Origin of the sequence: Hydrogenophaga sp. (assembly GCF_022844385.1) — a bacterium.
Taxonomy (GTDB): domain Bacteria; phylum Pseudomonadota; class Gammaproteobacteria; order Burkholderiales; family Burkholderiaceae_C; genus Hydrogenophaga.
This window is the reverse complement of sequence record NZ_JALHLX010000021.1, coordinates 15,794-41,268: the sequence shown is the minus strand read 5'-3', so window position 1 is coordinate 41,268 and position 25,475 is coordinate 15,794. Positions and strand designations below refer to the sequence as shown.

General features: G+C 66.2%; 23 protein-coding genes and 1 tRNA gene. 9 read left to right on the top strand and 15 right to left on the bottom strand.

Annotated features, from left to right (window positions below; translation table 11 throughout):
* The 5 genes from Q0C59_RS06615 to Q0C59_RS06595 form a co-directional block, all read right to left on the bottom strand.
* Positions 1-989: sigma-54-dependent Fis family transcriptional regulator (locus Q0C59_RS06615; protein ID WP_291213353.1), on the bottom strand; the 989-nt coding region annotated here is incomplete at its 3' end.
* Positions 990-1,328: 339 nt separating this feature from the next.
* Positions 1,329-2,819 (bottom strand): tripartite tricarboxylate transporter permease, encoded by a 1,491-nt coding sequence (locus tag Q0C59_RS06610; protein WP_291213363.1) that lies wholly within the window; start codon positions 2,817-2,819, stop codon positions 1,329-1,331.
* Positions 2,820-2,841: 22 nt separating this feature from the next.
* Positions 2,842-3,372, bottom strand: a complete 531-nt coding sequence (locus Q0C59_RS06605) for a tripartite tricarboxylate transporter TctB family protein (protein WP_291213351.1) — start codon at positions 3,370-3,372, stop codon at positions 2,842-2,844.
* A 10-nt stretch (positions 3,373-3,382) separates the two neighbouring features.
* Complete coding sequence (locus Q0C59_RS06600) at positions 3,383-4,342, bottom strand: tripartite tricarboxylate transporter substrate binding protein (RefSeq protein ID WP_291213349.1); 960 nt, start codon at positions 4,340-4,342, stop codon at positions 3,383-3,385.
* A 106-nt stretch (positions 4,343-4,448) separates the two neighbouring features.
* Complete coding sequence (locus tag Q0C59_RS06595) at positions 4,449-5,435, bottom strand: porin (RefSeq protein ID WP_291213361.1); 987 nt, start codon at positions 5,433-5,435, stop codon at positions 4,449-4,451.
* A gap of 200 nt (positions 5,436-5,635) precedes the next feature.
* Between Q0C59_RS06595 and Q0C59_RS06590 the strand changes: the two genes are divergently transcribed.
* The 3 genes from Q0C59_RS06590 to Q0C59_RS06580 are packed head-to-tail and all read left to right on the top strand — an operon-like array spanning position 5,636 to position 8,249.
* Positions 5,636-6,322, top strand: coding sequence for a response regulator transcription factor (locus Q0C59_RS06590; RefSeq protein WP_291213347.1), 687 nt, complete (start codon positions 5,636-5,638; stop codon positions 6,320-6,322).
* 11 nt (positions 6,323-6,333) lie between these two features.
* Positions 6,334-7,797: a sensor histidine kinase gene (locus Q0C59_RS06585; protein ID WP_291213345.1), complete on the top strand. Its 1,464-nt coding sequence runs from the start codon at positions 6,334-6,336 to the stop codon at positions 7,795-7,797.
* Positions 7,794-8,249, top strand: a complete 456-nt coding sequence (locus Q0C59_RS06580; protein ID WP_291213343.1) for an RNA-binding S4 domain-containing protein — start codon at positions 7,794-7,796, stop codon at positions 8,247-8,249. The genes Q0C59_RS06585 and Q0C59_RS06580 overlap by 4 nt, the downstream gene beginning before the upstream one ends.
* On the opposite strand, the gene Q0C59_RS06575 is transcribed toward Q0C59_RS06580, so the two are convergent.
* The 7 genes from Q0C59_RS06575 to cysS all read right to left on the bottom strand — a co-directional run bounded on the left by Q0C59_RS06575 (position 8,246) and on the right by cysS (position 14,868).
* Positions 8,246-9,160 (bottom strand): DMT family transporter, encoded by a 915-nt coding sequence (locus Q0C59_RS06575; RefSeq protein WP_291213341.1) that lies wholly within the window; start codon positions 9,158-9,160, stop codon positions 8,246-8,248. The genes Q0C59_RS06580 and Q0C59_RS06575 overlap by 4 nt on opposite strands.
* A 99-nt stretch (positions 9,161-9,259) precedes the next feature.
* A tRNA-Ser gene (locus tag Q0C59_RS06570) sits at positions 9,260-9,352 on the bottom strand.
* 55 nt (positions 9,353-9,407) lie between these two features.
* Positions 9,408-10,688 (bottom strand): aspartate kinase, encoded by a 1,281-nt coding sequence (locus tag Q0C59_RS06565; protein ID WP_291213339.1) that lies wholly within the window; start codon positions 10,686-10,688, stop codon positions 9,408-9,410.
* A 56-nt stretch (positions 10,689-10,744) separates the two neighbouring features.
* Entirely contained in the window at positions 10,745-11,719 is a 975-nt protein-coding gene (gene tilS, locus Q0C59_RS06560; protein ID WP_322314636.1) for a tRNA lysidine(34) synthetase TilS, read from the bottom strand.
* Between the two features lies 1 nt (position 11,720).
* Complete coding sequence (locus tag Q0C59_RS06555; RefSeq protein ID WP_291213337.1) at positions 11,721-12,722, bottom strand: acetyl-CoA carboxylase carboxyltransferase subunit alpha; 1,002 nt, start codon at positions 12,720-12,722, stop codon at positions 11,721-11,723.
* 107 nt (positions 12,723-12,829) lie between these two features.
* A complete protein-coding gene (locus Q0C59_RS06550) occupies positions 12,830-13,480 on the bottom strand; it encodes a DNA-3-methyladenine glycosylase (RefSeq protein ID WP_291213335.1) in 651 nt (216 codons plus the stop codon).
* Positions 13,480-14,868, bottom strand: coding sequence for a cysteine--tRNA ligase (cysS, locus tag Q0C59_RS06545; protein ID WP_291213333.1), 1,389 nt, complete (start codon positions 14,866-14,868; stop codon positions 13,480-13,482). Before cysS ends, Q0C59_RS06550 begins: the two co-directional genes overlap by 1 nt.
* A 346-nt stretch (positions 14,869-15,214) precedes the next feature.
* On the opposite strand from cysS, the gene Q0C59_RS06540 reads away from it, so the two are divergent.
* The 6 genes from Q0C59_RS06540 to Q0C59_RS06515 all read left to right on the top strand — a co-directional run bounded on the left by Q0C59_RS06540 (position 15,215) and on the right by Q0C59_RS06515 (position 20,582).
* Positions 15,215-16,201 carry a tetratricopeptide repeat protein gene (locus tag Q0C59_RS06540; protein WP_291213331.1) on the top strand — a complete coding sequence of 329 codons (987 nt, stop codon included), beginning with the start codon at positions 15,215-15,217 and terminating at the stop codon, positions 16,199-16,201.
* Between the two features lie 71 nt (positions 16,202-16,272).
* Positions 16,273-17,676 carry a L,D-transpeptidase gene (locus tag Q0C59_RS06535; protein WP_291213329.1) on the top strand — a complete coding sequence of 468 codons (1,404 nt, stop codon included), beginning with the start codon at positions 16,273-16,275 and terminating at the stop codon, positions 17,674-17,676.
* Positions 17,673-18,368 carry a peptidylprolyl isomerase gene (locus Q0C59_RS06530; protein WP_291213327.1) on the top strand — a complete coding sequence of 232 codons (696 nt, stop codon included), beginning with the start codon at positions 17,673-17,675 and terminating at the stop codon, positions 18,366-18,368. Before Q0C59_RS06535 ends, Q0C59_RS06530 begins: the two co-directional genes overlap by 4 nt.
* Positions 18,369-18,370: 2 nt before the next feature.
* Positions 18,371-18,877: a peptidylprolyl isomerase gene (locus tag Q0C59_RS06525; RefSeq protein ID WP_159606944.1), complete on the top strand. Its 507-nt coding sequence runs from the start codon at positions 18,371-18,373 to the stop codon at positions 18,875-18,877.
* A gap of 35 nt (positions 18,878-18,912) precedes the next feature.
* Positions 18,913-19,728: a UDP-2,3-diacylglucosamine diphosphatase gene (locus Q0C59_RS06520; protein ID WP_291213322.1), complete on the top strand. Its 816-nt coding sequence runs from the start codon at positions 18,913-18,915 to the stop codon at positions 19,726-19,728.
* Positions 19,725-20,582, top strand: coding sequence for a zinc-dependent peptidase (locus Q0C59_RS06515; RefSeq protein ID WP_291213319.1), 858 nt, complete (start codon positions 19,725-19,727; stop codon positions 20,580-20,582). The genes Q0C59_RS06520 and Q0C59_RS06515 overlap by 4 nt, the downstream gene beginning before the upstream one ends.
* 51 nt (positions 20,583-20,633) lie before the next feature.
* On the opposite strand, the gene Q0C59_RS06510 is transcribed toward Q0C59_RS06515, so the two are convergent.
* The 3 genes from Q0C59_RS06510 to Q0C59_RS06500 form a co-directional block, all read right to left on the bottom strand.
* Complete coding sequence (locus tag Q0C59_RS06510; RefSeq protein WP_291213317.1) at positions 20,634-23,399, bottom strand: DUF349 domain-containing protein; 2,766 nt, start codon at positions 23,397-23,399, stop codon at positions 20,634-20,636.
* Positions 23,400-23,520: 121 nt separating this feature from the next.
* Positions 23,521-23,793: a hypothetical protein gene (locus Q0C59_RS06505; RefSeq protein WP_291213316.1), complete on the bottom strand. Its 273-nt coding sequence runs from the start codon at positions 23,791-23,793 to the stop codon at positions 23,521-23,523.
* On the bottom strand, positions 23,754-25,457 hold the full coding sequence (locus tag Q0C59_RS06500) for a DUF748 domain-containing protein (protein WP_291213313.1): 1,704 nt from the start codon (positions 25,455-25,457) through the stop codon (positions 23,754-23,756). The genes Q0C59_RS06505 and Q0C59_RS06500 overlap by 40 nt, the downstream gene beginning before the upstream one ends.
* Positions 25,458-25,475: the final 18 nt, after the last annotated feature.

Sequence of the window (25,475 nt, the reverse complement as noted above, 5' to 3'; positions counted from 1 at the left end):
GGCAACACGTTGAGGCGGTAGTACAGGTCTTCGCGAAAGCTGCCGTCGCGCACCATCTGCTGCAGGTCGCGCGAGGTGGCGGCCACCACGCGCACGTCAAACGACACCAGCTTGTTCGAGCCCAGCGGCTCGATCTCGCCCTCCTGCAAGGCTCGCAAGAGCTTGACCTGCACCGACATCGGCATGTCACCCAACTCGTCCAGAAACAGGGTGCCGCCATCGGCCAGTTTGAACTTGCCGTCGCGGCCCTTTTTGTCGGCCCCGGTGTAGGCACCCGGTGCCACGCCGAAAAACTCGGCTTCCAGCAAGGTGTCGGGCACAGCCGCCATGTTCACGCTCACGAACGGCCGGCCGGCACGCGGCGAGGCGGCGTGGATGGCGTGCGCGAGCAGTTCCTTGCCGGTGCCGGTCTCCCCCAGCAGCAGCACCGGGCTGGACGACTGCGCTGCGCGGCGCGCCTGGCGCTTCACCTCAAGCGCTGCGGCGCTGCTGCCCACGAAGCTAGCAAAGGTGTATTTGGTGCGGCGCTGGCTGGCGAGTTCGCGGCGTGCATCGCTCAGGTCTTGCTCCAGCCGTGCGAACTTTGAAATGAGCGGCTGCAGCGTGGTCTCAGGGTGGTCGAACAACACGATGCCCAGCACGCCGATGACTTCGCCCGCGTCGTCGCGCAGCGGAATGCGGCTGACCACAAAGGTGCCGGCCTTGTTGGTGAGCAGGTCGATGAGGATGGGTTTGCCGGTGGCGAGCACCTGGTGCATCTGCGTGTTCTGCACCACGCTGGAGACCGGGTGGCCCACAAAATCTTCTTCGCGCTGGAAGCCGAGCGCGGGCAGAAAACGCCGGTACTGGTCGTTGATCCACACCACTCGGGCATTGCGGTCGACCAGCATCATGCCTTCGCTGGCGTTCGCAAACAGCTCGAACATGGACCTGGCGGCCAGTTCAAGAATGCTTTGCGCGTCGCGCGGAAGGCGGTCGTCCCGGATCATGGCTGGATGGTACCCCCGGTGGGTATCTTCTCCCTGTGGTGGAACCCCCTGTTTTCTCGGGCCGATGTTCTCCGGCGGGTCCGGTCATCGGCGACCACGGGGCACGGCTCCGCGAATGTCCCCCGGGGCCTGCGGCCCCTCCGCCTTTATTTCGCTGCGCCGTGCCCCATGGCCGCCGATGACCTCGTTGGCACTTGGCAGGACTCACTCCAACTTCACTTCAGGGTCGTGAGCGCATGGCGTTCTGCGCAGCGAAATAAAGGCGGAGGGGCCAAAGGCCCCGGGGGACATTCGCGGAGCAAAGCGCCATGCGCTCACGAGCCCGCGAGGTGCAACCCTCTAAACAGCAACCCGACGCGCCAGCAACCGAGGCACCAGCAACACCATCACCACCACCGCCAGCAGCGTGGCCGACATGGGACGCTGCACAAACACCATCCAGCTGCCTTCGCCAATGGACAGCGCATTGCGCATCTGCGCCTCGGCCATCGGGCCCAGGATCAAACCGACGATGACGGGCGCCGTGGGGAAGTCGTAGCGGCGCATCACCACCCCCAGCAAACCCAGTCCGTACATCAGGAACAAATCGAACGAACTCTGGCGCATCCCGTACACACCCACTGTGGCAAAGATCAGGATGCCCGCGTAGAGCTGTGGGCGCGGGATCTTCAGGAGCTTGACCCACAGGCCCACCATCGGCAGGTTGAGCACCAGCAGCATCACGTTGCCGATGTAGAGCGAAGCGATCAGCGCCCACACCAGGTTGGACGAGGTCTGGAACAGCTGCGGCCCGGCGTTGATGCCGTAGTTCTGCAGCGCGCTCAGCAGAATGGCTGCCGTGACCGAGGTGGGAATGCCCAGCGTGAGCAGCGGCACAAGTGTGCCGGTCACCGCCGCGTTGTTCGCCGCCTCGGGACCGGCCACACCTTCGATGGCACCGGTGGTGCCGAACTCGGCCTTGTGTTCAGGGCTGGCCAGCTTGCGTTCGGTGGCATAGCTCAGGAAGGTGGGGATCTCCGAGCCGCCGGCCGGGATGGTGCCGAACGGAAAACCAATGGCGGTGCCGCGCAACCAGGCAGGCCACGAGCGGCGCCAGTCGGCGCGCGACATGTGCACCTTGGTCATCTTGTTCATGAAGGCCGGGCTGCGGCCTTCGTACAGCGCGTTGTATAGCGCCTCGGCCACCGCGAACAGGCCCACAGCCACCAGCACCACCTCGATGCCGTCCATGAATTCCAGCACACCGGCGGTATAGCGTACCTGCGCAGTGATCTGGTCGATACCGATCAGGCCCAGCGCCAGGCCGAAGAACAGCGCCGTGAGGCCGCGCAGCGTGCTCTTGCCGAGCACGGCACTCACCGTGGTGAAGGCCAGCAGCATGAGGCAGAAGTATTCCGGCGGGCCCAGTTGCACCGCGAACTCGGCGAGGATGGGTGCGAACAGCGTGACCAGGATGGTGGCGATGCTGCCGGCCACGAACGAACCGATGGCCGCACTGGCCAGCGCCGCGCCGGCGCGCCCGCTCTTGGCCATCTTGAAGCCTTCGAGCGCGGTCACCATGGTGCCGGTTTCACCGGGCGTGTTGAGCAGGATGGAGGTGGTCGAGCCGCCGTACATGGCGCCGTAGTAGATGCCGGCGAAAAAGATCATCGAGGCCGTGGGTTCGACCTGGCCGGTGATCGGCAGCAGCATGGCCACCGTGACCGCCGGGCCAAGACCCGGCAGCACGCCGATGGCGGTGCCCAGTGCGCAGCCCGCGAAGGCCCAGAGCAGGTTGATCGGGGTGCCGGCTGTGGCAAAGCCACCCATGAGCTGGGTGAGAACGTCCATCATGGTGATTCAGCCTTCGCGCTCAGATCCAGCCCGAGGCCGTGATGCCCGGCAGGTTCACCGCGAGCAATTTGGTGAAGAGCCAGTACACGGGTGCAGCGATCAACATGCCGGTGACGGCGTCCTTGACGGTCTGGCGAAGATTGCCGATGGGCTTGCCTTCGCTCGCGCGCAGGCCGCGCACCGCCAGCACAAAACACAGCGAGCAGCTCAGGATGAAGCCGATGGTGGTGATGAGTGATGCATTGAGCAACACTCCCGCCGACACCCAGGCCAGCGCGCGCCAGTCGCCGCGCGCCGCGCCAGAGGGTTCTTCCATCTGGCGGTAGCCGCCGGTGAGCACCTCGCGGATCAGCATCACGCCGCACAGGCCCAGCGCCGCGCCGATCACCCAGGGCAGGAAATTGGGGCCGACGCCGGCATAGCCCGCGTCGGAGGGAATGTCCAGCGCACCCCAGGCGAGCACGGCGGCCACGATCAGCGCGCCGACGCCCATGGCCATCTGGCCGGGGCGGTGGTTGGGGCTCTCAGACCTTGCGTTGGGGGTGGTCATGGACACAGGCTCAAACCATGCCTGCGCGGACCATCGTGGCGCGCAAAGATGAAAAATCCTTGTCCACGAACTCGTCGAACGCCTTGCCGGTGAGCAGCGCGGGCGTCCAGTTGTTCTTCTCCAGCGCCGCGGTCCAGGCCTTGCTTTGCGTGGCCTTGACGACCATCGCAGTCAGCGCATCGCGCTGGGCCTGTGTGATCCCTGGTGCGCCATACACGCCGCGCCAGTTGCCGATCTCCACGTCGATGCCCTGCTCCTTGAGCGTGGGCACGTCGATGCCTTTGATGCGCTGGCCGGAGGTGACCGCGATCGCGCGCATCTTGCCGCTCTCGATGTACTGCTGGAACTCGCTGTAGCCGCTGCCGCCCACGGTGACGTTGCCACCCAGGATGGCTGCGGTGGCCTCACCACCGCCACGGAACGGCACGTAGTTGATCTTGGAGGCATCCACCCCCACCGACTGCGCGATCTGCGCCGCGGCAATGTGCTCGGTGGCGCCGCGCGAGCCGCCACCCCACTTGACGCTGCCGGGGTCCTTTTTGAGCTGATCGACCACGTCCTTCATGGTCTTGAAAGGCGAGTTGGACGGCAGCACGAACACGTTGTATTCGGTGGTCAGGCGCGCAATGGGGGTGAGCTGGGTCACGGACACCGGCGGCTTGCCGGTGATGATGCCGCCGAGCATGACCGCGCCCATCACCATGAGCGCATTCGGGTCGCCCTTGCTGGCGTTGAAGAACTGGGCCAGACCAATGGCGCCAGCGGCACCGCCCTTGTTTTCGAACGTGACCGAGGAGGCCACGCCCGCGTCGCGCAGGGCTTCGCCCAGCGCACGGCCGGTGCCGTCCCAGCCACCGCCGGGGTTGGCAGGGATCATCATCTTGATGTTGGCGCTGGCCCAGGCTGCATTGGGCAAGGCGCCGGCGGCGGCCAGAGCGGCCAGGGATTTGAGGAAGGTGTCGCGACGCATGGTGTGTCTCCTGCTGTGTGTGATCTGACGTTGCTATCTTGCGGCCGAGGCCTGTCAATTCGCTGTCCGCCACCTTGGGAGAAACCCTGAGAGGGCGGACAGGATTTCAGAAGCGGTGACGCAATCCGAACTGGATACCGTTGGAGTTCGAGCCGGCCACCGGGCTGTTGAAGCCCAGCGCGGACGCAGTGTCGTTGTCGACAGCGGTGAGGTGGCCGTAAATGGCTGTGCGCTTGGACAGGTTGTGGCTGGCCTGCAGCGTGTAGAGGCGTGCGTCGTCGCTGACGGCAGCGGCCGAACCGTTCACATCCTTGGCCTGCGCAGCGCCCACCGACACCGTGGTGTCACCGAACTTGAACGCCGCCGCCAGGCCATAGACCTTGAGCTTCTTCGCGGCCTTGTCTTCGGCGTCGTAGTAGGCCGACAGCTTGAAGCTGCCGAAGTCGTAGGCGCCCGCCAGCAACACCGCGTCGCGGCCCTGCTTGCCGGCGAGCACGCCGTCGGCATCGGTCACCTGCATCAGCGAAATGCCGGCGGTCAGCGGGCCATTGGCGTACAGCGCGTGAGCGCTGAGCTGCTTGGCGAAGTCCTTGCTGGTGTTGGTGCTGACGCGCTCTTCGCCCAGGCTGTACTGGAGCTGGAACGCGGTGTTGGCCACGGTCGGCGAGACGTAGGTGAGCGCGTTGTCCACGCGGTTGTAGTCGCCGTTGCCGATGATGGGCACCACACTGAGCACGTCGTAGGTTTTGGTGCCGATGATGCTGGCGATGTCGTCCATGGGCGTGTACTGGCGGCCCAGGCGCACGGCGCCCCAGCCACCACCCAGCCCGACGTAGCTCTGGCGGCCGAACGCCCGTCCGCCCTGGCCGAGCGTGCCGGTGTCTGCATTGATGCCCGCCTCCAGAACGAACATGGCCTTGAGCCCGCCGCCCAGGTCTTCGGTTCCGCGCAGTCCCCAGCGCGAACCCTGCTGCTGGCCCGAGGTGACACGGGTGAGCGAAGTGGCGCCTTTGACGCGCTCCACGGCGACGTCAACAACGCCGTACAAGGCCACGGACGACTGGGCAGAAACCAGTCCACTGAACAGACCCAGAACGCCCAGGGCGATCGCATTTTTTTTCGTATTGACCTCAAGGAATGGATGGACAACCGCAACAAGCCTGATGCGTCCGGTGCAGCGATCGGACAGGCTGCATGCTCGGTTTGCAGGCTGTCAGTCCGCTGTCCACCTCATCCGTACAAACCCTGTGGAGCGCTCGGGCAGCGCAGGGGTCGTGCCCATAATCGAGGCTCATGAAACTGCTGCTGATCGAAGACAACGCCACCATGCAGACCACCCTGCGGCGCAGCTTCGAGCGGCGCGGCGTGCAGGTGCTCAGCTGCGACGACGGCGCCCGCGCACTCGCCCTGTGGCAGGCCAGCCTGCCCGATGCGGTGCTGCTCGACCTGAGCCTGCCCGGGGTGGACGGCCTTGAGGTGCTGAGCCAGGCGCGTGCGGCTGGCCTGGAAACGCCGGTGATCATCCTCACCGCGCGCGGCACCGTAGGCGACCGCATCCTCGGCCTGAACACCGGCGCCGACGACTACCTGCCCAAGCCGTTCGACCTTGACGAACTCGAAGCTCGACTTCGGGCGCTGGTGCGTCGCTCGGGCAGCGCCGACCAGGCAACAGGCAGTGCCGGGCGCGGGCCGGTGTGGTGCGGCATGCACGTGGAGAAAGACAGCGGTGCGGTGTACTTCGCTGGCCAGCCCATGGAGCTGGCGCCGAGAGAGCTTTCCCTGTTGCGGGCCTTGCTGGGCAAGCCCGGGCACGCCATCGCCAAGGAGCGCCTGTTCGAGCTGGTGTTTCCCGGCGAAAGCCAGGTGCAGCCCGAAGCCATCGAGGTGGTGGCCTACCGGCTGCGCAAGAAGATTGCCCACACTGGCGCGCAGCTGGTCACGCTGCGCGGTCTGGGGTATCTGCTCAAGGCCGAGAGCTGATGCCGGGTTTCATGGCTGCTCCCGAATCTGCAGGCACCGATGCCCACCGGCCTCGCGCCCTCTCACTGCGCCGCACCTTGTTGCTCGGCATTTTGCTGCCGGTGTTTGCGTTCCTCTTGATCAACACGGTGGTGCTGTACCGACAGGCGCTGGCGGCGGCCGACACCGCTTACGACCGCACCTTGCTGGCCACCGCCAAGTCGCTGGGTGAACAACTGCGCGTCACTGGAACCGGCAGCGAACTGCGGGTGGAGTCCACCCTGCTCTATTCCGCGCTGGAGGCCTTCGAGGCCGACAACCGCAGCCGCATCTTTTACCGCGTAAGCGGTCTCCAGGGCGAACTGGTCTCGGGCTTTGAGAACCTCCCTCCCGGACGAAGCGACATCCCTCAAAAGAATCTCTATGCGGCGCTGGTGAACTTTTACGACGACGAGTACCTGGGAGTGCCGGTGCGCATGGCGGTGTTGCTGCAGCCAGTCTCGGGTGTGTACGAACAGGGCATGGCCACCATCCAGGTGGCCGAGACGCTGGAACTGCGCGAAACGCTGGCGCGCCAGATCCTGATCGACACACTCTGGCGGCAGGCCGCGCTGGTGCTGGTGATCGCGCTCGTGGTGGTGTTCGTGGTGCAGCGCGCCACGCAGCCCGTGCGCGCGCTCAGCCAGGCGCTGGGCATGCGCAGCGAGAACGACCTGTCGCCCCTGCCCACCGAAGGCGCACCGCGCGAACTGCTGCCGCTGCTGGACGCGACCAACCAGCACATGCAGCGCCTCTCGCACTTGCTGGAACACCAGAAGCGGTTTGTACGCGACACCTCGCACCAGCTGCGCACACCGCTGGCCGTGCTCAAGACACAGGTGCAATCGGCCCAGCGCGGCGATGTGGAGCCGCGCCAGGCGCTGGACGAGATCGGCCACACGGTGGAACGCGCCACCGAGCTGGCCAACCAGATGCTGGCGCTGGCCAAGGTGGAACAGCTGCGCCAGGAGAAAAGCACGCCGGTGCACGACTGGTCGGCCGTGGTGCGACTGGTGGCACTCGACCTCTCGGCGCTCATTGCCGAACGCGCGCTCGATTTCTCCATCACCACACAAACCGCACCGGTACGCGCCCACGAATGGGCGCTGCGCGAACTCAGCCGCAACCTGCTGCACAACGCGATCAAGAACACACCGCCCGGCACCGCGCTGACCGTGTCGCTGGTCACAGATGCACAGACTGCCGCCCTCACCATCAGCGACGAGGGGCCGGGCATCTCGGCCGCGCTGCGGGAACGCCTGTTCCAGCCCTTCGCCACCGAGCACCGACAGGCCAACAGCGCGTCGGGCTCCGGGCTGGGCCTGGCGATCTGCCGCGAGATCGTGCAGTCGCTGGGCGGCGAAATCGCCCTCGACAACTGCACACAATCTGGCCATGTGCGTGGTCTCGATGCCACCGTGCGCCTGCCCCTGGCCCCACCCTCTCCCTCTGCATGAAACCAGCCCACACCGAATCTGCGTCCATCAAGGTCCGTCTCGACAAATGGCTCTGGGCCGCGCGCTTCTACAAGACGCGGGGCCTCAGCAGCGAAGAGATCGACAAGGGCCGCGTCCGGCTCAACGGCCAACTCGCGAAACCGTCGAAAGACGTGAAGATCGGCGACACGCTGGAAATGCGCATCGGCCATGAGGTGCGCACGGTGTTGGTCAAGGGCTTGAGCGGTGTGCGCGCAGCAGCGCCGGTGGCCGCACTGCTGTTTGAAGAAACCGCCGCCTCGCTGGCGCAACGCGCCGCGAACGCCGAGATGCGGCGCCTCGCACCCGAGCCCGCGCACAGCCAGACCATGGGGCGGCCCACCAAGCGGGACCGGCGGGACATTGAAGGGCTGCGCGATGCGCCGCCTCGAGGCGAATGGAACGATCGCTGGAGCGCGTCGCTGGACGACTAGCCTCTGCGCAATCCCAGCCACATCACGGTGGCCACCACCAGCAGACCACCCGCCACCTGCACTGCCGCGATCGACTGGCCCAGGATGGCCCAGGCCAGCACGAGTGCGAAGATAGGTTCGATGTTCATGATGGCCGAGTTGCCGACCACGCCGAGCTTGGGCAACACCGTGAACATGATGGTGAAGGCGGTGCCGTAGAGCACGGTCAGGCCGAACAGCCCCCACCAGCCCACGGCTGCCTGCGGCAATGCCAGCCCGCCCTGCACACCGCACGCGATGAGCGCCATGATGCCCACGATCGTCAAGGTGGTGGCGGTGCGCAGACGACCATCAAGGTCACCCGTCTCGTGCTGCGTGATCACCAGCGCCAGGCCGAAGGTGGCCGCTGCCGTGAGCGCAAACGCAACGCCCACACCGATCTGCGCCCAGTGGCCCGAAGCGCCCAGACCAGAGGCCGCGCCGGACACATCCAGTGCCAGCGCCAGCCCGAGCAGCATCACCGGCATGGCGCGCAACACGCGCGGCTGCGGCCGCTGGCCGTAGACCACGCGCGCCCACAGCGCCGTCCACAAAGGGTAGGTGTTGAAGGCCAGCAAGGCCAGCGCCACCGGCAGCCGCGCCACCGATGCATAAAGACACAGACTCTGCACGCCCACCAGCAAACCGATGGCAGGCAAGGCCTTGCGGTGGCGCGACTGAAGGCGCACCGGTACGCGGTACACCAGCAGGATCAGTCCGACCACCAGCGCCGTGACACCGCTGCGAAACGCCACCGCAGTGGCCACGCTCACGCCATTGTCGAAAGCCAGACGGGCCGCCACGTGGTTGGCGCCCATCATGAAAGCGATGAGCAACAGCGTGGCGAAGGCCGAAGTGGACAGCGGTACTGCGGACTTGTTGGATGAAGACATCCGCACATTCTGCGGGGTGGGTGCTCCCCGTGCGTGTCACGCAGGATGCCGGAGGCAGAAAAGCAAAAACGCGCCCGGGGGCGCGTTTTTTTCTACATCTGGCGGAGCGAGAGGGATTCGAACCCTCGATGAGGCTCTACACCCCATACTCCCTTAGCAGGGGAGCACCTTCGGCCACTCGGTCATCGCTCCGGAAGCTGCGTATTATGCCTCATCCCACCGCGCCTCTTGCCCAGAGGCAAGGCCTTCAGCCGGTGATGGTGTCGGCGGTCTGGTCGAGGTCGAATTCGCGGTGCAGCGAACGCACGGCGAGCTCCATGTACTTCTCATCGATCACCACCGAGGTCTTGATCTCCGAGGTCGAGATCATCTGGATGTTGATGCCCTCGGTGCTCAGGCACTTGAACATGCGGCTGGCCACGCCCACGTGGCTGCGCATGCCGATGCCCACGATGCTGACCTTGCAGATGCGCGCATCACCCACCACCTCGGCGGCACCCAGTGAAGGCACCACCTTGGCCTTGAGCAGGTCCATGGTTTTCTGGAAATCATTGCGGTGCACCGTGAAGCTGAAGTCGGTTTTCCCGTCCTTGCTCAGGTTCTGGATGATCACGTCGACCTCGATGTTCGCATCGGCCACCGCGCCCAGGATCTGGTACGCGATGCCGGGAGTGTCGGGCACGCCGAGCACGGAGATCTTGGCTTCGTCGCGGTTGAACGCAATGCCTGAGACGACAGCTTGTTCCATGGTTTCTTCTTCCTCAAAAGTGATCAGGGTGCCGGACGCGGCTTCTTCATTCAGGTCGATGTCCCAGGGCGTGAAGCTGGAGAGCACGCGCAGGGGCACCTTGTACTTACCGGCGAATTCCACCGAACGGATCTGCAGCACTTTGCTGCCCATGCTGGCCATCTCCAGCATCTCCTCAAAGCTCACCCGTGCCAGACGGCGCGCTTCGGGCACCACGCGTGGGTCGGTGGTGTAGACGCCGTCCACGTCGGTGTAGATCAGGCACTCGGCTGCCTTGAGGGCAGCGGCCACGGCCACCGCCGAAGTGTCGCTGCCGCCACGGCCCAGCGTGGTGATGTGACCTTCGGGGTCCACGCCCTGGAATCCGGTCACGATGACGACCTTGCCGGCGTTCAGGTCAGCGCGGATGCGTGCGTCGTCGATCGACTCGATGCGGGCCTTGGTGAACGCGCTGTTGGTCTTGATGGGTACTTGCCAGCCGGCGTAGCTCACCGACTCCAGGCCCTCGGCCTGCAGGGCGATGGCCAGCAGGGCAGAAGACGCCTGCTCTCCGGTGGCGGCCAGCATGTCGAGTTCGCGGCTGTAGGCGGTGCTGGCCTTGGCCGGCGCGAGCTCTTTGGCGAGTCCGAGCAGGCGGTTGGTTTCGCCGCTCATCGCGCTGGGCACGACCACGAGCTGGTGACCCGCGCGGTGCCACTTGGCCACGCGTTTGGCCACATTGCGGATGCGCTCGGTCGACCCCATGGAGGTGCCGCCGTACTTGTGAACTATCAAGGCCATCGGGTTGGATTGGTTGGGTTGAACGCGCCGGCTGCGCCGCCGGGCAAAGCCCGCAATTATAGGGCGGAGGTGTATGCCAAGCGCTCGCCGATGCGCTCCACATGGCCAGGGCCGACCTTGAGGTGGATGCGGTGGCCGCGCGTGGTGCAGGCTGCAATCTGATCGAGCAGTTGGTCCAGTTGCGCGGTGGAAGCGGACACACCCGCGCCGGTGCGCAGCCAATGGCGCAGGACATTGGCCTGGCGATCACGCCCGAGCGATTGCAGATGCGCGATCTGCGGAGGTGCCCCGGTGAACGCCAGGTCGATGGCAGCCAGCTCATCGAGCAAGCGCTGGGCCTGTGCGGCATGGCGAGCACTGCGCGCGAGCATGGGCCGAAAGCCGGGGAAGCAGGTCTCCCACGCAGGCAGGAGCACAGCACGGATGCGGTTGCGCGTGAAGCGGGTGTCGGTGTTGCTGGGATCGTCCACGAACGCGTGCCCTGCGCTCAGCAACCAGGTGCGCAGCGCGCTGCCCGGAACGTCCAGCAAGGGCCGGCCAAAGCACATGCCCGCGCGCTCGAAAAGTTCAGGCATGGAGGCCAGTCCCGGCAGCCCCGCGCCCCGGCTCAAGGCGAGCAGCAAGGTCTCGGCCTGGTCGTCGGCGTGTTGGCCCAGCAGCACGCAGTCGGCTTGAAGGTCACAAGCCATGCGGGCCAACGCGGCGTATCGCGCCAAGCGGGCTGCATCTTCCGGACTCTGGCCTGCCTCGTGCGCGGCCTGCACACGTTCCACCCGCAGTTCAATGCCGTGTTGTTCGCAGAAGCGCCGGGAATGGAGTTCGAAGTCGTCGGCCGCTGCCTGCAGGCCGTGGTGCACATGAAGTGCCACCACCTGGCCGGGCCACCGTTGATGCGCTGCGAGCAGCAAGGCGGTGGAATCGGCCCCTGCGCTGTAGGCCACCGCCACGCTCAACGGATGGGGTGCGCAGCGTTCGCACCACCGTGCCAACGCCTGCTCGCAGGGGTTGGCGGGCGCGGTGCTGCGGTTCACGTCAGCGCTTGTCGCTCTTGGCGTCGGCCTTGCTGTCGGCCTTGGTGTCGGTGTATCGGCCGTAGCTGTTGAGGCGGGCGTAGCGGCGGTCCACCAGTTCCTTGACCTTGAGGTCGGTCACCTGGCGCCAGGCGTCGCCCAGTGCACGCTTGAGGAAGGCCGCCATCTGCTTGTGGTCGCGGTGCGCGCCACCCACCGGCTCGTTGACGATCTTGTCGACCAGACCCAGGGCCTTGAGCCGGTGCGCAGTGATGCCCAGTGCATCGGCTGCGTCGCTGGCGCGGTCGCTGGTTTTCCAGAGAATGGAGGCGCAGCCCTCGGGGCTGATCACCGAGTACACCGAGTACTGCAGCATGAGCACCTGGTCGGCCACGGAGATGGCCAGCGCGCCGCCCGAGCCGCCCTCACCAATGATGGTGGAGATGATGGGCACTTCAAGCTGCGCCATCTCGAAGATGTTGCGGCCGATGGCTTCTGACTGGCCGCGCTCTTCCGCGTCGATGCCAGGGTAGGCGCCAGGTGTGTCGACGAAGGTGAACACCGGCAGGCGGAATTTTTCCGCCAGCTTCATCAGGCGCAGCGCCTTGCGGTAACCCTCGGGCTTGGTCATGCCGAAATTGCGCAGGCCCCGCTCTTTCGTGTCGCGGCCCTTCTGGTGACCCAGCACCATGCAGGGCTGGCCATTGAACCGGGCGAGGCCGCCGACGATGCTCAGGTCGTCGGAGAAATGGCGGTCGCCGTGCAGTTCAACGAAATGCGTGAAGATCTCGCGCACGTAGTCGAGTGTGTAAGGCCGGTCGGCGTGACGCGCAATCTTGGTGATCTGCCACGGCGTGAGGCTGCTGTAAATGTCTTTGGTGAGCTGCAGGCTCTTGCCGGCGAGTTGTTCAATTTCTTCGGAGATGTCGACCGCGGATTCTGTCTGCACGTAGCGCAGTTCCTCGATCTTGGTTTCGAGTTCGGCAATGGGCTGCTCGAAGTCGAGAAAGTTCTTTTTGGCCAAGGTGGACTCCTGTGGTCTTGTGGTGCGGGGCGCCGCGCCTGACATGCATCAGTGCTGCGGGCCGTGGCCCGATGCTGCGGGCTTGTGCTTCAACGACGTGTTCGGGATCAGTAGGCGACGGGGGCCGGATCGAGCGAGCGCCAAATATACCAAGTCGCCACGCTGCTGAAAGGGGCCCACGAACCCGCCACTTCGCGGATGTCGCTGCGGCTCACCGGCTCACCCGAAAAGTAGCAGCGGCTGATGCCGTTCTGCAGACCAATGTCGTCCAGTGGTAGTACGTTGGGCCGCATCAGGTGGAAGATGAGGAACATTTCAGCGGTCCAGCGGCCAATGCCGCGGATGGCGACCAGCTCCGTGATGATGGCCTCATCGTCCATCTCGGCCCAGTCTTTCACGTGCACCTGGTTGTTTGCAAAGTGCAAGGCGAGGTCCACCAGGTACTCGACCTTGCGCGCCGACAGGCCCGCCGCGCGCATGTCGTCCACCTTGAGCTTGAGCACCTGTGCGGGCACCATTTTTTTGGGCAACACGGCAAACCGGTCCCAGACCGACTGCGCGGCCTTCACCGAAATCTGCTGCCCCACGATGCTGCGCGCCAACGTGACGAAGGCGTCCCCTCGCGACTGCAGGCTCACGCCACCGTGCTGCGGGATGAGCTTCTTCATCACGCGGTCGCGCTTCATTAGGTGGCGGCAAGCCTCCTGCCAGTAGTCGGGAGCATCCGGGCCCACATCGGACAAGACGGAGCTGACCATCAGGCGCGTTCCCAGGTGGTGCCGGTGGGGCTGTCCTTGAGCACGATGCCCTGTTCCAGCAAGGCCTTGCGGATGCGGTCGGCCTCGGTGAAGTCTTTGGCCTGTTTGGCGGCCAAGCGTGCAGCGATCTGGGCGGCAATGGCCGCCTCGTCCAGACCACCCGTCGCAGCTGCCCCACTCTGCAGGTAGGTCGCCGGGTCGGCCTGCAGCAGGCCCAGCGTGGCGCCCAGCGCCTTCAACAGACCTGCCATCGCCGGGTCCTTGCTGCGGTTGACTTCACCGGCCAACTCGAACAGCACCGCCACCGCTTCGGGCGTGCCGAAGTCCTCGTCCATCGCGGCGCGGAAACGTTGCGCGTGCGGCTGGTTCCAGTCGATCCGGGCAACAGGCGCGGCCGGTACCAGCGACAGCGCGGTGTACAGGCGCTTGAGCGCGCCGCGCGCGTCGTCCAGGTGCACGTCGCTGTAGTTCAGTGCGCTGCGATAGTGCGCGCGCAGGATGAAGAAGCGCACCGTCTCCGGGTCGTACTTGGCCAACACCTCGCGGATGGTGAAAAAGTTGCCCAGGCTCTTGGACATCTTTTCGTTGTCCACGCGCACAAAACCGTTGTGCACCCAGAAGCGCGCCAGCGGTTTGCCGGTGGCGCCTTCGCTCTGGGCGATCTCGTTTTCGTGGTGGGGAAACTGCAAGTCGGCGCCACCGCCGTGGATGTCGAACGTTTCGCCCAGCGTGGCGCAGCTCATGGCCGAGCACTCGATGTGCCAGCCCGGGCGGCCCGCGCCAAAGGCACTGGCCCACTGCGCTTCGGCCGGTTCGTCGGGCTTGGCCGACTTCCACAGCACGAAGTCCAGCGGGTCGTTCTTGTCGCTGTCCACGGCCACGCGCTCGCCGGCGCGCAGGTCGTCGAGCGACTTGCCCGAGAGCTTGCCGTAGCCCGCGAACTTGCGCACCGCGTAGTTCACGTCGCCGTTCTCGGCCTGATACGCCAGGCCCTTCTGCTGCAAGGTCTCGATCAGCGAGAGCATCTGCGGCACGTATTCGGTGGCCCGCGGCTCCAGGCTGGGTGGCTCGATACCGAGCGCGCCAATGTCCTCGTGCATGGCGGCGGTCATCTCGTTGGTCAGGGCGCGCAGGGTGATGCCTCGCTCGACCGCGCGTTTGATGATCTTGTCGTCGATATCGGTGATGTTGCGCACGTAAGTGACGCGGTAGCCGCTCACCTTGAGCCAGCGCTGGATCACGTCGAAGGCCATCATCATGCGGGCGTGGCCGATGTGGCAGAGGTCGTAGATCGTCATGCCGCAGACGTACATGCGCACATGACCAGGTTCGAGCGGTTGGAAGTCTTCCAGACGGCGCGTGAGCGTGTTGTGGATTTTCAGGGTCATGTCGGAGAAACGGGCACGTGATCAGCGCGGCGAAACGGGGTGGACAAGCTGACGCGGCAGCTGGTGCGGCCGGTCTGTGTCACACAGGCCACGCGGTGTGCTGCGGGCGGTCTGGATCGGCCATGGGAAACAGACCCCTCAGATACAATGCGCCAGTATATCCAGCCCGGCGCAAATGCCATGCAGCGCCGGGCCTTTGATCAACGTGTCGCTGGATGCATCCGCCTTGCGGTGGCCCAGATTCGCTCTCCGAGGTCCCATGCCCCACCCTGTGAAACTTCCAGCCACTTCCCGTGGCAATCCTTCCTTTGTGGTTCGCTCCGGTATGGGTTCGCGCCTGCGTTGCATGGCCGTAGCTGCAACGCTGGCCCTGGGCACCACACTGGCCTGGGCACAGACCGAGGACTACGCCGAAGTCAACCGACTGCTGCGCAGCGGCCAGCTGGCAGAAGCCCTGGCCAAGGCCGACCAGTACCTGGTGGGCAAGGCACGCGATCCGCAGATGCGCTTTCTCAAGGGCGTGATCCTCACCGAAAGCGGCAAGACGCAGGACGCGATTGCCACCTTCAGCAAGCTCACCGAGGACTACCCCGAGCTGCCCGAGCCCTACAACAACCTCGCCGTGCTTTACGCCGGCCAGAGCCAGTTCGACAAGGCCCGTGCCGCGCTCGAAATGGCGATCCGCACCAACCCGAGCTACGCCACCGCTCACGAGAACCTGGGTGACGTGTATGCCAAGCTCGCCAGCCAGGCGTACAGCAAGGCGCTGCAACTTGACGGCACCAACCCCGCCGTGGCACCCAAGCTCAGCCTGATCCGCAACCTGTTTGCCGCTGACACCCGGTCGGCTGCTGCGGCTTCCGTGGCTGCAGCGCCAGCCAGCGCTCCGGCTGCAGTGAAACCGGCCAGCCCGGCGCCTGCTGCGCCCGTGGCCGCCGTCACCAAACCCGCAGCCCCTGCCGCCGTGCCAGCAGCACCCGCAGTGGCAGCCGACGCCCAGCGCGAGGTGGAAGCCGCCGTGCGTGGCTGGGCCGGCGCCTGGTCGTCCAAGGACATGAACGCCTACCTTGGCGCATACGCCAGCAACTTCGCGCCGCCCGGTGGCCAGGCCCGCAAGGCCTGGGAGTCGGATCGACGCGCCCGCATCGAACCCCGCGCCCGCATCGGGGTGGACGTGAGCAATCTGGAGGTCACGGTGGAAGGCGACAAGGCCACGGCCCGCTTCCGCCAGGACTACACCTCCGACACCCTCAACGTCACCAGCCGCAAGACGCTCGACATGGTCAAGAGCGGCAACCGCTGGCTGATCGTGCGCGAATCCACGGGTTCTTGATGGCGGGTCGGCGGATGGGCCAGCGTGGTCATGCCGGAGTGCCCCCGGGAACCCTCGGCGACGGATCGGGATTGAACCGACGCGTGGTCTGGACCCTGGGTGCCGTGGTCGTCACCGCGCTGCTTGCTGTATGGATCAACGGTGCTCGGGAAGATGCCGGCATCACCCGCGGCGCCGGTCCCGGTGCCTCGCTCGATACCGCAGAGCCCTCGCTGATCAACCAAGCCATGGCACGCGTTCATGATGCTGCACGCAGCCAGCTGCCCGCCAGCCCGTCGGGCCTGGAAAGCAACAGCCTGACCCCCTCCCGCTTCGACGCGGTCAAGCCCCTGCTTGGTCAGGCCGAAGCGCGACTGATCGGGATCTACCAACTCATCAGCCAGGGCCAGCACCGCGAAGCGCTGGCTCAGGCCGATCGGTTGGTCAAGGACCATCCCAACTTCCAGCTCGCGCATCTGGTGCACGGCGATCTGCTGAGCCTGCAGGCCCGGCCGGTGCGGCAGCTCGGTGATGTGCCCGACACCAAGGCGCTGGCGGCCAGCCAGCAGCTCTCCATACTGCGGGAAGAGTCGCGCCGTCGACTTCTGGCACTCACCGAGCGGCCACCCGAAGGCAGCATTCCCACCCAGTTCCTCACGTTGGCGCCACAGAGCCGCCACGCGATTGCCATCGATGCATCGCGCTCGCGTCTGTACCTGTTTGAAAACCTCAACCCGGCGCGCTCCAGCCCATCAGCCGACCGCGAGCCCAAGCTCAAGCTGGTGGCCGATTTCTACATGTCGGTGGGCCTCTCGGGCATCGAGAAGTCGGTCGAGGGCGACAAGCGCACACCGCTGGGCGTTTACTACATCACCAGCACGCTCAACCCGGCCGACCTGCCCGATCTCTATGGCGTGGGAGCCCTGCCCATCAACTACCCGAACCCGCTGGACGTGCAACGCGGCAAGACCGGCAGCGGCATCTGGCTGCACGGCACGCCCAGCGACCAGTTCGTGCGCGCACCCCAAGCGTCCGACGGTTGTGTGGTGCTTTCGAACCCCGACCTTGAGCGCCTTCTGCGCGCGGTGCAGATCCGCACCACGCCGGTGGTGATCGCACCCCAATTGCAGTGGGTACAACCCGACGCCCTGAGCAAGGACCTTGAGCAATTCGAGGGTGTGCTCGAAGCCTGGCGCCGCAGCCGCAGCGAGGGCAATCTGGCCGAACTCAAAGGGTTTTACTCCAGCCGTTTTTCGAACCAAGGGCGTGATCTGGCTCAATGGTGGCCCCGCGTGGAAAGCGAGTTGCGCAGCACCGGACCGCGCGAACTGGCGATCAAGGACCTGTCGGTCCTGCGCTGGAACGACACCGACGACACCCGCGTCGTCACCTTCGGCGAAGTCGCCGCCGGCCAGACCCGCGGTGTGACCAAACGCCAATACTGGATCCGCGAGAACGATCGCTGGACCATCTTTTTCGAAGGAACCATCGGATGACCACCCGCACACCCAATCCGTTGCGCCGAGGCGTGCTCGCTGCGCTTGCCGTGACCGCGTCACTTGTCTGGTTGCCTGCGGCAGCGCAGAACGCGGCGCCGCGCGTGAAGCTCACCACCTCCATGGGCGACATCGTGCTGGAGCTCTACCCCGACAAGGCGCCCAAGACGGTCGAGAACTTCCTGCAGTACGTGAAAGACAAACACTACGACGGCACCGTGTTCCACCGCGTGATCAGCAACTTCATGGTGCAGGGCGGCGGCTTCGACGCCAGCTACAAACAAAAACCCACCCGCGCACCCGTGGCCCACGAAGGCCAGGCAGCTTTGCAGCGGGGCGGTCCGCGCAACACCGTGGGCACCGTGGCCATGGCACGCACCAACGACCCTCAATCCGCCTCGTCGCAGTTCTTCATCAACGTCAAGGACAACGCCTTCCTGGACCCAACCGTCATTCCCCCGGGCGACCCGGTCCCGCGATTCGAATACAACGGCCAGGTCTACGAGAACGTGCCGCGCGCCAACCTCGTCAACGCTGCGCAGCTCTACGGCTACACCGTTTTCGGCAAGGTCGTCTCTGGCATGGACGTGGTCAACAAGATCAAGGAAACCCCGACCGGTTCGGGCGGCCCGTTCCCCACCGACGTGCCCAAAACCCCCATCACCATCCTCAAAGCCACCCTGGAGAAATAAACATGGCCAACCCCCAAGTCGAACTGCACATCACCGGTCACGGTGTCATCACCATCGAGCTCGACGCAGATAAAGCCCCGCTGTCGGCCGCCAACTTCCTGGCCTACGTGAACAAGGGTCACTACAACAACACGGTGTTCCACCGTGTCATCCCCGGCTTCATGGTGCAAGGTGGCGGCTTTGAGCCCGGCATGACCCAGAAGCCCACCGATGCCCCCATCGCCAACGAAGCCAACAACGGCCTGAAGAACGACACCTACACCCTGGCCATGGCGCGCACCAGCGACCCGCACTCGGCCACCGCGCAGTTCTTCATCAACGTGTCCAACAACGGCTTCCTGAACCACACCGCGCCCAGCGCGCAGGGCTGGGGCTATGCCGTGTTCGGCAAGGTGGTCTCGGGCGCCGAGATCGTGAAGAAGATCGAAGGTCTGCCCACGGGCCGCAAGGGCTTCCACGACGACGTCCCGAAGGACGACGTCGTGATCGAAAAAGCCGTCGCGCTGTGATCCCGGGGGCCTGGCCACTGGCAGCTCCTGCTTTGATGTCCGCCCCCTCCCCCGACCGCCTCGACCCGTTGCGCGCACCCGCGCACTGGCAGGCGGTCGAATTCATTTCAGACCTGCATCTGCAATCTGGTGAACCCCAGACCTTCAAGCTTTGGCGTGCCTTTTTGCAGCGTCCCGTGTCGCAGCGAGCCGACGCGCTCTTCATCCTGGGAGATTTGTTCGAGGTCTGGGTGGGCGACGACGTGCTGGACACCAGCACCTCCCCCGACCAGACTTTCTGGCGCGCATGCGCCGATGCGCTTGAGGCGTTCAGCCTGCAGACCCCGGTGTATTTCATGGCGGGCAATCGCGACTTCCTGTTGGGTGCACAAGGCCTCAAAGCCTGCGGCATGCAGGGCTTGAGTGACCCAACCACGTTCGACTTTCTCGGCCAGCACTGGCTGCTCAGCCACGGCGACGCGCTGTGCCTGGCCGACACCGACTACATGCGCTTTCGCGAGCAGGTCCGCCAACCAACGTGGCAGCGCGAGTTCCTGGCGCGGTCTTTGAGCGAACGCACAACCATCGCCCGCGATCTGCGCGAGCAGAGCGAAGCGCGCAAGCGCAACACCGCACACGATCCCAGCCTGTGGGCCGATGTGGACGCAGCAGCGGCACGCGCCGCACTGCAGGCCGCAGGTGCCCACACCCTCATCCACGGTCACACGCACCGCCCTGCCATGCATGCGCTGGGCAACGACCTGCAACGCGTGGTGCTGAGCGATTGGGACGCCGGTGCCAACCCGCCACGCGCCGAGGTGCTGCGGCTCGACACCCACGGCCTGCGCCGCATCCCCTTGCCGTTGTCATGATCGATCTGCTGCAACGCCTGCTGCCGCGCTCGCTGCGCCAGCCCACGCCAGTGCCCGATGCGCTGTGGCAGAGCACCCTCGCGGCCCATCCGTTCCTGTCGGCTCTCGACAGCACCGAACAAGGCCGCCTGCGCCTGCTCTGCACCCACTTCCTGACCGAGAAAGAATTCCACGGCGCCAACGGGCTGGTGCTCACCGACGCCATGGCCCTGGCGATTGCAGCGCAGGCCTGCCTGCCGCTGCTGCACATGCACGGCACCTCGGGTGAAGCGGTGCGCGATCCGCTCAAGCTGCTCGACTGGTACGGCGATTTCGTCGGCATCGTGGTGCAGCCCGGTGCCGTGGTGGCGCGGCGAAAGACCACCGACGGCGCGGGCGTGGTGCACCACTACAACGAGGTGCTGGCCGGCGAAGCCATGGACCGTGGCCCGCTCATGCTGAGCTGGGAAGAAGTCGCGCATGCCAGCGAGGCGGCCGAGAGCGGCAGCAACGTCGTGATCCACGAGTTCGTGCACAAGATGGACATGCGGGGCATATCGCTGGGCGAGCACCCGGACGGCGCGCCGCCCTTGCCCAAAGGTTTTCTGGGCACACGCGGCGCGTCGGAAGCGCGCCAACTGTGGCGCGACACGATGCAGACCGCGTTCGATGCGTTCCGCGAAGCGGTGGCCATGGCCGAGCGCTTCGGCGCCGAGCGTCCCTGGCTCGACGACTACGCGGCCAAGGACCCCGCCGAATTCTTTGCCGTGACCTGCGAGGCCTACTTCGTGAACCGCGAGCGCTTCGCCCAGGATTTTCCGGCGCTCGTGGCGCTGTACGACGGGTTCTTCCGGCCTGCGGCCAACGCCCAGTAAAAAGCCCGTGCAGACGCTGTCTGCACGGGCTTTGGACCCAGTGGGCCGGGCTCAGCGTTTCAGCAAGACCTTCAACACGGTTTGCAGGCGACGCGCTGCCGACGCATCAAACGGCGACGCCAGCACGCCCGCCACGTCTTCCACCCATGTCTCGCTCGGTGCCGCTGCGTGGCGGCGCGTGAGCAGCTGCAGTTGCAGCATGCGGCGTTCGCTCAGGTGCTCTGCCGGCGTGGGCACTTCGGCAGCCATCTCCAGGCGCAGCAGGGTCTCGCCCGGCAAGGCACCTGCCGGTTTGGACAAAGCGACCGACCACGCGCCGCGGTTGGCCGCGTTCACACGCGGACCCAGGGCCTGTGCCGTGGGCATTTGCTCGGCGTCGCGCTGCTCCCAGGCGGTCATGAGCTGCGTGAGCACCTCGCCGTGGGCTTGGGCCGCGAGCTTGCGCAGGCTGGCTTCGGCCGCTTCGATGGCCTGGCGCTGGGCGCGGAAAGCCGCATCTCCCAGGCGCGGACCGCGCTGCTCGCGCTCGTCGCGCCACGGTGCTGCTGCACCGGGGCCTCGGGCATCGCGGGGGCCGCGCGAATCGGGACGACCAGCACCACCGCCATCGCGGCGCCCGTCGGGGCGAGGACCGCGTGCATCGCGGCCCGCCGGCTCGGCTTTCTTCATGCCGGGACGGTCGTCGCCGCGCATGGCCACCAGCTTCTTGGGCGGTGCGGTGGGTTTGGCAGGCGCCACCGGTTCGGCCGGGGTGGCAACTTCGGCGCCGGCGTCGGCACTGGCTGCTTCGGAAGTTTCAGGGGCTTCGGTCGATTCGGTCGCAGGTTCAGCAGATGCTGCACCGGGCTCGCCCGGTGCAGCTTTTTCGGCTGCCACTGCCGGCGCTGGCGCGGGCTCAGCCGTCACCACAGGAGGCCGCCCGGCGAGCGCTGCGTCCAGTTCCTGCATGGCCGCACGGATGCGCTGCGCGTCACCACTGGCGCTGGCCTGCTCCAGCGCACGCGATGCGTCGAGCACACGCTGGTCGTGCGCATTCAGCGAGGTGGCTGCCTTCTCACGTTCGGTGGTCTTGCGGTTGAACGCTTCGTCGATGGGCTGGCGGAACGCCTCCCATAGTTTCTGTTCGTGCTTGCGCTCCAGAGGCACCGCGTGGGCTTCGGCCTGCCAGCGCTGCTGCAGCGCTTTCACCGCGTCGATGCGCAGCATGGGTGCTGCGCCCAGCGCGGTGGCCTCTTCAATCAAGGCCTTGCGGCGCGCGGTGCTCTCGGCCTGCGCGGTTTCCAGACCGGCGTGGGCCGCGTGCATGGCGTCTTTCCACTGCGGCTGCATTTCGGCAAAGGCCTTCTCGCTCATGTGGCCGGCTTCGCGCCAGCGCTCCGAGAACGAGTGCAGCGCGCGCACCTGGGCTTTCCAGTCGGTGTTGCCGGCGTGGGCTTCGGTCCAGGCCTTCAGCTCGGCAATGATGGCCAGGCGTTGGGTCTTGTGCGCGTCGGCCTGCTGGCGCACCTGCACCAGCCAGGCTTCCACCAGCTTGTGGGCTTCGGTGCAGGCTTCGTCAAAGCGCTTCCACAGCGCGTGGTTGGGCTGGCCGCCCTGGTCGGTGGTTTTCCACTGGTCGCGCAGGCCACGCAGGGTTTCCTGCATCTTGCGGCCACCCAGGCGCTGGCCTTCGGGCGCTTGCAGCAAGGCTTCGGCCTTGGCCACGAGTTCTTCGCGCAGCTGGTCTGCGCGCCAGCGCTGCCAGCCTTCGAGTTCACCAGCCTGGCTCAGCGCCGCGTGGGCGCGTGCGTCGAGCGCAGCGCTGACAAAACGGCCGTTGGACTTGAGGATGGCGCGCACGTCGGCGGCGGCCTTGGGCGTGGCCTTGCCGTGGCCTTCGGCGAGTTCGCGCTCCAGCACATCGAGTGCGTTGCCGAGCTCGGTGGTCACACGGGCACGGCGTTCCTGTTGCGCTTGCGTGTCCACGGCGGGTTTCTCGGCCACGGGGGCGGCTTCGCCACCGCGCGCCACGCGCAGCTCATCCGCCCACACGGGCACGGCGGGCAAAGGCGCTTGGGCATCGGCGTCGGCCGCAACGGCCTGGGCCAAGGCAGCTTCGAAAGCGTCCCACACCAATTGCAGCTGTTTGCGCGACGCGTCGAGCATGGGCGGAAACTTCACGTCCACGCTGGCCCACTGCGGGTCTTGTGCCAGACCGCTGGCCTGCTCTTGCCACTGCGCCACATCGGTCTGCAGCGTCTGGGCGCTGTGCTGGGCTTCGCGCCAGGTTTTGGTGGACAGCACTTCAATGCGCTGCGCGATCAGCACGGCGGCTTCGCGCTCCACCTGCACCCGGTGTTGCAGGTCTTCGATCGACTTGACGCGCTCGGCCAGCGACTGGCGCAGCGTGGCCAGCGGCTCGCGCGACAGCGGCGCGCCCGCACGGGCGGCGTCGCGCTGCCAGGCCAGGGCATCGGCCAGGTTCAGGCGCGAGTGGTCCAGCAGGGCTTGCGCCTTTTGCGCCCATTCCACGGCCATCTGCTCCTGCGTCTTCATGCGCTTTTGCTCGTCGAGCTTTTCCTTCAGCGGTTTGGCCGCGCCGCGGTCGCGGTTGGACAGCTCCTTGTAGACCTCGTTCATCTGCTCCAGCCCCGGCTCGGTAGCCAACCAATCGCGGATGCGCGCAGCGCGTTCGCCCGAGGTGGGCGCGGAGAACGCGCCACCGGTCACGGCGTCCAGGGGATGGGCCGCAGTGGCGGACTTGGAGGAGGTTGGCGTGTTCACGGCAGGTGGAGAGGCTTGAGGGGAAGAAGACTTGCGCAGGGAAAACAGCGACATGGGAACGTCAATTCGATCAGGACAGAGCCCGCACCAGAGCGGCGCGGCAAACGCGTATTGTCGCCGCTGTTCGCCCGAGCGCCACCGCCCGTGCCCGATGGGGTCTTGGCGGGAGGCGGGATCAGCGCGGCGCCAGCCGCAGTTCGGCTGGCGGGCGCCAGTCTTCGCCCTGGCGATTGAGCTGCGGCGCACCGAGGAACATGCGGTCTTCGGGCAGCGAGCGGCTGGCCAGAAAGTCCTTCACCGCCTGGCCACGCGCCACCGCGAGATCGCGCAGCGCATCGGGCGTGACCGGTATCGAGGCCAGCTGCAGGGCTTCCATCTCGGCCTGCGGAATGTCCTTGGCGATGCCGATCAGGTTGCGCGGCTTGGGAATGTCGGCGCGGCGGTACATCTCTTTGAGCAGCGCCGGGTATTCCTCAGCCGATACCTCCAGCTTCGCGGGAATCGGCTGGGCGACTCGGCGCCGCCGCCCAACGCACTGGCGATCAGCGAGAACGGCGCCGTGATCGCCTTGCCGATGAGGTTGAAGATGAGCTTGAAGATGATGGGCGCCAGGCAGAACTGGGGGTCGTTGATCGAGCCGCTCACCGGTAGGTTGATGTCGATCACACCGTTGCGGTCGGCCAGGAGCGCCACTGCCAGCTTCACTGGCAGGTTGGGTGCTTCACTGCCGGCCACACGGTCGCCAAAGCTGAGCTGGTTGAGCACGATCTGGTTGCTGGCCACGAGCTGTCCGTCCGGATCAATCTTGTAGGCCACGTCCACGCTGAGCTTGCCGCGATCGATGCCGTAGCCCGCGTACTTCACCGTGTAGGGCGAGAGCGGCGGCAGCTCCAGGTTGCACACACGGCCCTGGATGTCGAGCGCGAGTGGCTGCGCCAGCGGGTTGAGCTGGCCGTCGATCTCCAGCGCAGCCGTGCCTTCGGCGCGCCCGCGCAGCGACAAGGCCGCCAGCTCGGGCGCGCCACCCGCTGGCCTGGAGTTGGAGAAAGCGCCCAGGCTGCCGGTGCAGTTGGGCTTGATGAAGCGGTCAGAAAACAGCACACGGCCATTGACCAGGCTGATGGGGCCTAGGCAGATGTCGGGCGCGGGGCCGCTGGCGGCCTCCTTGGCTTGAGGTGGCGCCGGTTCGGTGCCAGGTGCCTCGCAGGGCTGTTTCACCAACCCCTGCAGGTTGATCTTGCCGGCCTCGTCGATGATCACGCGAGCAAAGTAGTCGCTGAGCACGGTCTCGCGCACCGCCACTGTGGTGGCTTGGCCGGGAATCAAGGCGAGCTGCAGGTCGCGCACTTGAAGCGATTTCCAGACCAGCAGGTCTTCGGCGGGAGACCAGGTGTTGGCGCTGAGGTCGTCCAGCGCAGCGTCACCCTGCAGGTAGAGCGCAAGCGCACCACCCGGCAGGCCCAGTTGAACCCGGCCGCGGTAGCTCGCGTCGGCGCGCAGCAATTCCAGGTTGAGCCGGTCGGCAAAGTACGGCTCCAGCGCATGCGTCGGCAGTCGCTCGATCTGGGCCCTGGCGTCCAGCCGCAGTCCCGCACCGCCGGACGCGCCGGGTGCCGGCAGCCGCAAGGCACCGACGAGCGACAGCTGGCCGGGGGCCACCTGGCTAGCAGAACCAGCGCCCACCCGCGCCTTGACCGACAAAGCCATGTCTTTCTGCTCCGCGTCCAACGGATGAAGGCCCTTGAAGTCCAGTTGCAGCTGGGTGATGTCCAAGGTGACCGGCTGGGAAGGCACGCGGTCCACGAAGCCGATGGAGCCGCCGGTGAGCTGCAAGGCCGCCAGACCTGCGCGCCAGGCCTCAGAAGGTGCAGATGGCGCCGGTGTTGGCGCGGCCACCAGCCAGGGGTCAAACATCCAGGCACCGTCGGCCTCGCGTTGCACCCGCATCAGGGGCTGGGTGATCGTCAGGCTGCCAACGTCCAAGCTGCGCTGGGCCAGATCCACTCTCAGGTCTTCCCCCAGCAAGCGCTTCAGGCTGGCCAGCGGTTGCCGGGGTGGTCCGAGCTTGAGTTCGTTCACGTCGACGCGGGCGGCCAGCAAGTGGAGCGCCATGGGCCGGTCGCCCTGCGC

Coding starts and splice junctions, on each gene's coding strand:
- Q0C59_RS06590 (WP_291213347.1), top strand. CDS start 5,636: ATGAAACTGCTGCTGATCGAAGACAACGCCACCATGCAGACCACCCTG.
- Q0C59_RS06575 (WP_291213341.1), bottom strand. CDS start 9,160: ATGTCTTCATCCAACAAGTCCGCAGTACCGCTGTCCACTTCGGCCTTC.
- Q0C59_RS06585 (WP_291213345.1), top strand. CDS start 6,334: ATGGCTGCTCCCGAATCTGCAGGCACCGATGCCCACCGGCCTCGCGCC.
- Q0C59_RS06530 (WP_291213327.1), top strand. CDS start 17,673: ATGACCACCCGCACACCCAATCCGTTGCGCCGAGGCGTGCTCGCTGCG.
- Q0C59_RS06500 (WP_291213313.1), bottom strand. CDS start 25,457: ATGGCGCTCCACTTGCTGGCCGCCCGCGTCGACGTGAACGAACTCAAG.
- Q0C59_RS06605 (WP_291213351.1), bottom strand. CDS start 3,372: ATGACCACCCCCAACGCAAGGTCTGAGAGCCCCAACCACCGCCCCGGC.
- cysS (WP_291213333.1), bottom strand. CDS start 14,868: ATGACCCTGAAAATCCACAACACGCTCACGCGCCGTCTGGAAGACTTC.
- Q0C59_RS06515 (WP_291213319.1), top strand. CDS start 19,725: ATGATCGATCTGCTGCAACGCCTGCTGCCGCGCTCGCTGCGCCAGCCC.
- Q0C59_RS06540 (WP_291213331.1), top strand. CDS start 15,215: ATGGCCGTAGCTGCAACGCTGGCCCTGGGCACCACACTGGCCTGGGCA.
- Q0C59_RS06550 (WP_291213335.1), bottom strand. CDS start 13,480: ATGGTCAGCTCCGTCTTGTCCGATGTGGGCCCGGATGCTCCCGACTAC.
- Q0C59_RS06565 (WP_291213339.1), bottom strand. CDS start 10,688: ATGGCCTTGATAGTTCACAAGTACGGCGGCACCTCCATGGGGTCGACC.
- Q0C59_RS06580 (WP_291213343.1), top strand. CDS start 7,794: ATGAAACCAGCCCACACCGAATCTGCGTCCATCAAGGTCCGTCTCGAC.
- Q0C59_RS06610 (WP_291213363.1), bottom strand. CDS start 2,819: ATGGACGTTCTCACCCAGCTCATGGGTGGCTTTGCCACAGCCGGCACC.
- Q0C59_RS06520 (WP_291213322.1), top strand. CDS start 18,913: ATGTCCGCCCCCTCCCCCGACCGCCTCGACCCGTTGCGCGCACCCGCG.
- Q0C59_RS06525 (WP_159606944.1), top strand. CDS start 18,371: ATGGCCAACCCCCAAGTCGAACTGCACATCACCGGTCACGGTGTCATC.
- Q0C59_RS06505 (WP_291213316.1), bottom strand. CDS start 23,793: ATGTACCGCCGCGCCGACATTCCCAAGCCGCGCAACCTGATCGGCATC.
- Q0C59_RS06600 (WP_291213349.1), bottom strand. CDS start 4,342: ATGCGTCGCGACACCTTCCTCAAATCCCTGGCCGCTCTGGCCGCCGCC.
- Q0C59_RS06510 (WP_291213317.1), bottom strand. CDS start 23,399: ATGTCGCTGTTTTCCCTGCGCAAGTCTTCTTCCCCTCAAGCCTCTCCA.